The 8,624-nt window shown below is 41.0% G+C and carries 12 protein-coding genes; all 12 read right to left on the bottom strand.

All coding sequences use genetic code 11. From position 1 onward, the window contains the following. A partial coding sequence (locus tag PR699_RS19240; protein WP_272577891.1) for a Gp138 family membrane-puncturing spike protein occupies positions 1–203 on the bottom strand: 203 nt, incomplete at its 3' end. Next, positions 200–1,024, bottom strand: a complete 825-nt coding sequence (locus PR699_RS19235) for a hypothetical protein (RefSeq protein WP_004921005.1) — start codon at positions 1,022–1,024, stop codon at positions 200–202. The genes PR699_RS19235 and PR699_RS19240, both read right to left, overlap by 4 nt. Further along, a complete protein-coding gene (locus PR699_RS19230) occupies positions 999–1,337 on the bottom strand; it encodes a hypothetical protein (protein ID WP_014656229.1) in 339 nt (112 codons plus the stop codon). The genes PR699_RS19235 and PR699_RS19230 overlap by 26 nt, the downstream gene beginning before the upstream one ends. Then, on the bottom strand, positions 1,334–2,065 hold the full coding sequence (locus PR699_RS19225) for a phage baseplate protein (protein WP_014656230.1): 732 nt from the start codon (positions 2,063–2,065) through the stop codon (positions 1,334–1,336). The genes PR699_RS19230 and PR699_RS19225 overlap by 4 nt, the downstream gene beginning before the upstream one ends. A gap of 82 nt (positions 2,066–2,147) precedes the next feature. After that, on the bottom strand, positions 2,148–3,932 hold the full coding sequence (locus PR699_RS19220) for a hypothetical protein (RefSeq protein WP_014656231.1): 1,785 nt from the start codon (positions 3,930–3,932) through the stop codon (positions 2,148–2,150). Positions 3,933–4,076: 144 nt separating this feature from the next. Further along, entirely contained in the window at positions 4,077–4,469 is a 393-nt protein-coding gene (locus tag PR699_RS19215; RefSeq protein WP_014656233.1) for a putative phage tail assembly chaperone, read from the bottom strand. Beyond that, a complete protein-coding gene (locus PR699_RS19210) occupies positions 4,469–4,903 on the bottom strand; it encodes a phage protein (RefSeq protein ID WP_004921015.1) in 435 nt (144 codons plus the stop codon). The genes PR699_RS19215 and PR699_RS19210 overlap by 1 nt, the downstream gene beginning before the upstream one ends. Positions 4,904–4,912: 9 nt before the next feature. Continuing rightward, positions 4,913–6,424 carry a DUF3383 domain-containing protein gene (locus PR699_RS19205; RefSeq protein WP_014656234.1) on the bottom strand — a complete coding sequence of 504 codons (1,512 nt, stop codon included), beginning with the start codon at positions 6,422–6,424 and terminating at the stop codon, positions 4,913–4,915. Next, positions 6,421–6,921 carry a hypothetical protein gene (locus PR699_RS19200; RefSeq protein ID WP_014656235.1) on the bottom strand — a complete coding sequence of 167 codons (501 nt, stop codon included), beginning with the start codon at positions 6,919–6,921 and terminating at the stop codon, positions 6,421–6,423. Before PR699_RS19200 ends, PR699_RS19205 begins: the two co-directional genes overlap by 4 nt. A gap of 249 nt (positions 6,922–7,170) precedes the next feature. Beyond that, the gene (locus PR699_RS19195) at positions 7,171–7,482 is read right to left on the bottom strand and encodes a hypothetical protein (protein ID WP_014656237.1); all 312 of its coding nucleotides are present in this window, start codon (positions 7,480–7,482) and stop codon (positions 7,171–7,173) included. A gap of 62 nt (positions 7,483–7,544) precedes the next feature. Next, positions 7,545–7,940, bottom strand: a complete 396-nt coding sequence (locus PR699_RS19190) for a M15 family metallopeptidase (RefSeq protein ID WP_004921025.1) — start codon at positions 7,938–7,940, stop codon at positions 7,545–7,547. Beyond that, positions 7,940–8,281, bottom strand: a complete 342-nt coding sequence (locus PR699_RS19185) for a phage holin family protein (RefSeq protein WP_014656238.1) — start codon at positions 8,279–8,281, stop codon at positions 7,940–7,942. Before PR699_RS19185 ends, PR699_RS19190 begins: the two co-directional genes overlap by 1 nt. Between the last annotated feature and the right edge of the window lie 343 nt (positions 8,282–8,624).

The following is an 8,624-nucleotide window of genomic DNA, read 5'->3' as shown; positions in this document are numbered from 1 at the left end:
CCCCGATAAAATCCAACCGGAACATCGACTAACGGCGGCAACGCAATCACTTTTCCCTCTTTAGTGACATGGCTGATCATTAATTCAACCGTCGCACTATGCCCATTGCAAGACAGTAATTTACCGGGCAACGCAGTATGAATATCGTAGCGCTGGTTCTGAGCGTGTTGATTCATCACATCAAGAAGTGTTGGCTGTTTCATTGTTTCACCTTATCAAACGTACCATCAACACAAACGAGCCTGCTATACCAATCCCTCTCCATAAAATCGCCCGTATGACTTAGCTGCGTAATTTTATAGTCACCATTAAATTCAGATGTAATGGATTGAAGCCGAATGAGGGCACCAATTTTTAATGTAGGATGACATAAACAGGTTATCGTCAAGCCATCTTCACTTTTTTCGGGTTTACCAATTAGCCCCGTTTCTTGCGATAAAACAAAACTTTCGTTATCCGTTATCACCTTTTGTTTTGGCAATAACATGAGTTGCCCATCCTGAATAGACCAATCTGACTGGTTATTTTTCGCGATTTTATGCAGTAATTCCCTTGCATCACCAAACATCACTTTTGCACGCGGAAGTTGACGATCATTTGGCAACTCTATAACACCAATATCAATATCCATCGCCTGCGCATTTTCTGTTAAAATATCACGATCGCGATTACCCGAAGATAATGTTTTATTAACTAACGTACAGGTATAAGCCTTAAATCCATCGCCACAAATTAATTCACAAATAATATCTTCCGCACTTTCAGTTACCTTAACCTCAATAATATCCCCTGCATAAATTAGTTGCAGCTCTTCATAACCAACCGAAAGTGCTGCCCGATTAAATACCTTGCTGGTTAATAAGTTTCGATGTGACGCATTAAGGTTGTAAATACGGATAACAGCAGGGTTAGGCTCTGGTGTTAATGTTTTTTTGATATCAAACGTGACGCGTAATTGTGTTATTTCGAAAGATTCATCATCATTACCAATAACAAGCTTAAGTTGTCTGCCTAATTGTTTCATACCAAAATCCTTTATCAACAATATAGAGCAAAAGCCTTTCACCTAATTCACTTTGTGATATTGAATTAATACCAAAACGTGATTTATCACTTAACGTCAAAATAAAGGGGAGATTTTTCTCTATTAATGAAGGAGCATTAACAGCTAATCCTTGCATTTGTGTAATAACTTTATTCTCATTGGTGTCGAATAAATCAAACTGCCAATTTTTTGAAATTTTGTTGTAGTACAAAGTTAGCTTTAAGGCCTTACCAAATAAGGTAAATAATTGCTCTTGGATCGGCTCGTTAGATACGGGTATTTCATAAATCATGAACGTCCCCCTAATGTTTCACGGAAAGTATGGGCAGATTTGGCCTCGGGCTGAGTTCTTCCCATATTACTTTTTTGAGGTTGTTGTTTTAAATCAGGGTGTAATCCTTTTGCCGTCTGACTCTCGACAATAAACACTTCCTCTAAATTTAAACTAAATTCAACCGCCCCAGGCTTATCCTGTGTCGCGCCAATACTGGTTAACATCATATTCTTGTACAAACGAAGTCCTGTTTGTACATCAATCGGCTCCCCCATTTTTTGTATTGCCAATAATGATTCATAAGCGCGACTAGCACGATCTAATGTCTGCGAACTATCAGCAAAAGGTTTCAATACATCCGGATACCAAGGTGCAATCACCTTCTGCACTTTATTGGCTAACACCCGTCCTATCGTTATATATTGCCCCAGCATCGCTTCCGCTTGCCATATTGATGACGATATTTCTAACGGCAGAGGGTATTCCCCCATAGCCTCGGTATCGAACCCTAAAAAATCATTAAAATATTTCGCAGGTTCATAGCCCACTACCGTTCCCGTAATACTCAGTGATTTCGGCTCAAGAAATGCGTGATCAGCAATATCAGCCCCCGATTCAACGGGGTTTTTTGTGATCCTTAATGCAGAGGTATGAGTCTCGCGGATCGTACAATCAAGTTCAAACTGACCAATCGTTCTTGTAATAACAGACGCTCGACCAGTAAATATTCCGCTTGTAATATCCATAATCTATTGCCTAAATAAAAAAGGCCACATTAAGTGACCTTATCAGTTGAATTGAACCCAACTCATTCTTTAAAACGGCGGGTTAATCAGCATTCGCACTCTTTAAGGAATGGTATGCAATCTCATTAACATATTGATTGATCCCCTCTACCGCCAATACACCCGCTTGTCGGCTATCCATGGTATGAATATCTTGTTTCACATTAACATCCCCTTGGTTAACAACAATGCTCTTATGATTGCTAGTTGTGACATTAGATAAATTGGGATCAGCTAGATTTTGCTTAATTAAGCCGCCAGCAAGATTTGAGATTTGTACTAATTTTTTTTCACTTTGATATTTATCGTCAATAATACCCAGTGCTGTTAATATTGAAATAATACCCGATGTCAACTCATCAAGCTTTTGGTTTACCCAATTAAATGCCAACTCGAAAGGCTTTTTAATTAATTCAGTCACCCCATTAAACGTATTCGCAAGATCATGAATAAACTTGCCAATATCGGTATCACTGAGATCAAAAAGATTTCTAATAAATTCCCATCCCGCTTTAAATGGTGCGGTTAAGAATTCCTGAATTGCGGCAAATGCTAAATTAAGTTTTTCCGTCCATGACGTTGAATCGTCGGTGAATATTTCATATAACGATTGTATCAAATCAAACGCTGACTGAAATGGCGCCAATAGGTAATCGATAATCGCAAAAAATACTGAACTCAAACCATCAATAAAGGTTTTTGCAACACTCAATACCCATTCAAAAGCCATTTTCGCTGCATTTTTAATGACATCCCAAGCCTGAATAACCCCTTGGATAAGCACTTGCCATAATGCTAAAAATGCCGTGGCAAAACCATGAAAGTAGTGTTCAAATCCTGCCCAAATCTCCTTCAATCCCTCGGTCATGCCCTCCCATGCTTCCCCCATCATCGCCGTATTACCACTGAATAAGCCAAAGAGTAGCTTTAAGGCATTACCTATATATTTAAAGAAGCCACGGAAAATCATCACAGCACTATCGATAGTGAGCGCCCATGCTTGAGCAATGCCATCGAAAATCAGTTTATTTTCAGCATAAAAAGTATTCCACCAAGCTAATACTGACTGTATCCATTCAATGGCTGGCGCCCAAAACTCACTAAATTGTGACTCACCACCGTCTAGATAAGCCATGAGATCCCCGAGCAGCACCATCAGTCCAGCCACCGCAGCCGCAACCCACATGACAGGATTCGCGGCAAAGGCTATTAAAGCGGCTTTTTTAAAGGCCGCTAACACCGCTATAACGCCAATGATTGCCGCTTTCCAACCTATGGTTTTTTCGACTAAGAGATTAATGGCACGACCCGCATTCCCTATCGCTTGTATGCCTTTACTCCCCCACACGACCAGCTGAGTTAATCCCTCTGATATCAGTGCCTTATTCGCATCTAGCCATTCATTAAAGCGATTAATCACCTCCGTTAAGTTAGGGAGTAGCCCTAGTACGAGTTTCGTTTTTATTGACTCTATTGATAAGCTAGTTTTCTTCGTGACTGATTGATATTCATCAGCTTGCTGTAATTCTTTCTCAGAAATGGTAAATAACACACTTTTTTCCTGAGAGAGCTCTCTCGCCCCTGCTACCGCGCCACCAATAAAGCTAAAGAATTTATTCGACATAAAATCAATAGCCGTCACGAGACCAGAAACCACTGCTTTCAAATTATCAATCGTTAAACCCGCATTACTTAATTTCTCACCTAATTGGCCAATAACTGTTGCCGTTGAAGTCGCCGCCGCGCCGAGGGCAGTGACGACACCTTTTAATTTAACCACTTGCTCTTCATTAAGACCGATAATGGTTAGAAGTTGTTCGATTCCCATCTTCTGCCCTCCGCTGAGACAACAAACGCTCGACATAGGCCTCATGAAAATCAAGCACATCGCCGAGCGTTGCTGTCGTTCTAAGATCATGACCGGTATATTTGCCTTCCATAATGGGCAGCATTTTTAACCAATCTACATCTGTTATGCCGTCAGATTGACCAAACTGGGCATATTTACCTTGGATGCGACTCCATCGGGCAAAAAATCAGCAAAATGAAAGACTAGGCCATTAACAATAAGTGGATAATAATGGGAACGATAAGTATTAAAATGGGTATTAAACACATCCACTTTATCAAGCTGAATAACATTGCCATCGGCATCTTTTGCTATCACCCATTTTAAGATGAATTTTTCGACACCTTGCATTTCTGTGGAGCCAATATTGGCAAGTACGCCCCCCACATCGATATCAACCTGTTCACCATTCATTGCAATGCAACCTTTTAGCATCCCCAATAGCTTCATGGCATGGGTTTTCGCTTCGATAAAGTTGCTATGACGATGCTCATAAGTGATGTTATCTTTTTCCATCAGTTAAAGGCTCCTTTACCCAATTTAGTGATCACACGTTCAAATTGGATCACCCATGACTGCGCATTATGGCCAGCCCCACGTGTTTGCGTCGGCGGTGTTGTGAAAAAGCCAACATGCCCCACAATCTCATCACCGTTCCACGTATCCTTGATATACAATTCAAGCGGCGCGGGAGCAGATTGGCTGCTGAGCATTTGATTACGTAGATTCGATAAAAAATGATTATCTGCAGAATGTTGCAGTAACTTCAGTGTTAATATTCCCGACTGGTTACCACTAAAAACATAAACCCCACGCCCATTAGCGCCGAACGTCCAAGCACCATCATCGCCTACAGGAGCAATTGATAGCGCATCTGCAGATTCATCAAAGGCTGTGATTTCATAACCATTGATACTGACCATAAGACTTTTGTGATTATAAACAGACATAGTGACCTCTTAGCGGTTGAATTGAATTAATAAATCTGCTGAATGACCCGCACCCGCGAGCTTAATTGCACACATAATCGGCATCATTTTGCGTGCTTCTCGATCCGCTTGTGACTGAACATCAAAGCTATCCGAGTAAAAATAGAAACCTTCATCTAAGCGGTCACCAAAAGTCACCTCGCCAATATCACTGCCACGCCAGATCCCCCCTGCTAAGAAGCCATTGCGTTTAAATTCGTTGCCAATGACAATCAAGGAGCCAATTAGCATCGCTTGGCCTTTATCGGTTTGAGGAATTTTTGTAGGGCTTGCTTGTAAGGTCGTGAAGGCTTGTTTTTGGCACGCATCGATAAACGCATCCAGCCCCATCACTTCATCAATAAATGTACCGCCGAGCATCGTGCCTTCAGCTAGCATATTGATACCGTCATAATCGGTATAAAAATTGATCCCCAAACGACGGCATTTTTGTGCTGCATCTTGAGTTACGCGATCGTCAGAGCGTACCGACGTTTGTTGCTTAAATTTGACAGTTTTTGCGGTGTTCTGTCCTTGCCAAACCGTTGAAACGGCAATCGCCAACAACTCAGCACCGGCATGGTTATCTCCCGTTTTGTTGAATTGCACCATCAACCGACCACTGTTTTTATCAAACAGCTTTTTCAGTATGTTACTGTTGTTCCACTCAATCTGCTCATCACGCGTCGCGGTATAGGCCATAACTTTTAAGTCAGCCGCGGTCACCCATGCATGAGCATCATCAAGCTGTTCATCGGTGAGAGAGTCTGCGAAATAGACGCCATACCAGTTTTGATAGACATTTTGTAGTTTATGCAAGGCTTCGGAAGGTAGCTCAGCATTAACAGTTTGTGCGGCGGCTCCCACCGTTAGCGTAGCTTGGCCTTCTTCCAGTTTGAGTAAATTACCCACATAAGTACCGCTAGTGGATGGCTTCACATAACCGAAACGCGTTTTTGCATCTACCCCTGCCGTTTTCGATTGAATGATCATGCGCTTACCGATGGCATCCCACACCGCTTGTACGTTGGCATCACTAGGTAGCTTTTGATTAATAACTTTTGCAATGTCTGAAAAATCAATAGCTTTACTAAAGTCGAGGGCCGACAGTAAAATATCAGAGCCCGCAAGGTTCAAAGTCATTGCACCATCAGTAATCGCCTTTAATACATTCAGTCCAACAGAAATCGTTGAGCCTTTTAGCGCATTCGCGGTTGCGGCAATTGTCTGTTTCTCTTTCGCAAAACGCGCGATCATCGCACGCTTCAATTTAGGGCGCGCAGAAAACAGTGCTTGTGCTGCTTTATAGGTTGACGATTTTGTACCAAATAAATTAGCAACATCTTGTTCATTAGAAACAAATATATAACGCGAAGATGCATCAACAAACGCATTGCCCATTTCAGACGTAAAAATCGCAATCATACTTAGATCACGACGTTGCACGGCTGCCGCTTGGGGTAAAATTTGTGCATTAATGATCTCTTTAATAGATAAACTCATAATGGTTCCTTTAGCGTGGTTATAACGACCGATTCACCATAAGTCAGTGATGATTCGATACGATGAATATGTGATAGTGTTAAATTGAGCTGTGCTCTTTGTTGCTTTCCTTCAGGCTCCTCCTCGGGGAAATATTGAATTTCTGATCCGTGAACTAATCCCGCCCCCATGGCTTTAAGTTGTTGCAAAGCAAGGTATGTGTGCATTTGCGCGGCTAAATCTTCAATCAATAAGAACGCCTGCTTACCTTGTGCGGTAATCGAAACCGTGGTTTCCCGTGTCGTCGTCACCACTTCTCTACTGTTTTCTGCTTCGAATTTAACTTCCGTACCGATAGAATGAGATACCAATGGCGTGACAGTGATAAAGTCATCCCATTTCGATACATCGGTATAAACACTGCCATCAAGAACGCGTTCTTCCGGTAGTCGTGTGAGCAGCACGATAATTTGGCGCAATTTATCTAGGTTGAGCCGTGAAAGCGTTGTTGTTTCCATGTGAATTCCCAATAATTAGGCATAGACAATCTTCCGCGCTATCGGTGATAGTCGGTTGTTTTATCTGCTATTCAATTAGTTAAAGATGTAATAAACACTTACTTGAAAAAGAGGGCGTGGCGTTGTTGTTCAATCACTCTGATGGCTTGCTTATCTAAATTACATTGTTCGATAATAGTTAATAATGTCTCATTCAGTAGAAGCGAATCACCCCAAGTTAATTCGAGAGGAATAATCGGGGGTAAACAATCATCGAGTAAATAAGCTGGGATCGCCATTTGCGGCTGTGGAACGTATTCTTTCTGAATGTTTGTGCAACTGGACAGTAGCATCACTAGGCACACGATGAGTGGCACAAATAGTGTCAGAAAGCCTCTTTTTAATAACTTCTTTGGTTTGTTCAGAACTAAGATCCACCTCATTTCGTTGGTTAAGATGATTTTTGGTAATTTTATTGAGTTGTGCTGAAAATTTTAAATACCCATTAAATAAAGCCTGTTGCGCTGCCATTTGATGATTCAGTGACATATATTGGCGATTTAACTTGTCATAATCACGCATTACCCACCACAACCAAAAAGCCAGGATCAGGCTGGTCGCCGTAAATACCTTGGTTAGCGATGTCATAGAGGGTAAGCGCGGTATGACAATTGAAAATGTGGTCCGTCTTTAAAATTAACCCAGTCACCTCCCCATTCAATTTCCACGTTTAATTCCGCCGCGGCCTTTTTCATTGCTCGAGCAACCAGCTCGAACTTAGACCAATCATTCCATGGAATTTGACGGTGAATTAATGGAGCGCAGTCGACGGCATGCCCTGTTAGGTGCCGACTATTCATCGTTTGACTTTGTCCATTAGCCACTAATTGCCGTTGGCGAGCTTCATTGCGTTTTCCTTCAATAACCATGAAATCAACACGGCTCAATTTGATCGCTCGGCGCACCACTTTGACTAAATCAGGATGCACACCCCGTAAGTTTTGTTCACTACGCTGGCTAAGAAAAAATTGATTCATCATTAAACTCCAAATCGATTTTTAATAAATTGGATGATCATCTCAAAGATGCCATAGAGTTTTTTTGTTCCTAAAAAACCGATCACAACACCACAAAATTCGGCTAATAAGCTCCAAGACTCGGTATTGCCATTTTGTGCTAACCACCATTCAATAAACCGGATTGTGCCCACACTCAGCAAACCACACATCAACGCTTCCAATAAAGATTGTTTCCAAAGCATCCCTTCGCGTCGTTCACGAATATAGGCAATCGTTGTTGCAATAGAAAATCCGCCAATAAGCGGAAGATAATATTGTAGCCAACGCAAAATTGGCTCCCACCATTCATATTTGTCAGGCATAAATCTATTCACTTTATATAAGTGTTCTAATAAAAGCTTCTTTTACCATGATAACTTTATTGAACCATACTGAATAATTGATAAGCATTATTTTAAATAAAAGGCATATAACAAAGAGATAAAGTTTTCATTCAGTAAAATACTCTTTTCATAAACATAGTTTCATTAATCAGTAAAAAACATCAGTCCTATTCATTAAGGATTCATTCATAATTGACCTGATTGAAAACGCTCAGTATTAACAGATTAATTCCTTTTTTGCGCGCGCACAAATTTTATTACTAAGACTTTATAACTGTCCTATTTTCTAACCTTTTATGTTGGTGAACAGCTTATTTAAAAA

Origin of the sequence: Providencia sp. PROV268 (assembly GCF_028477805.1) — a bacterium.
Lineage (GTDB): Bacteria > Pseudomonadota > Gammaproteobacteria > Enterobacterales > Enterobacteriaceae > Providencia > Providencia stuartii.
Note: the sequence above shows the minus strand (reverse complement) of the source record. Positions and strands in the feature narration are given on the sequence as shown.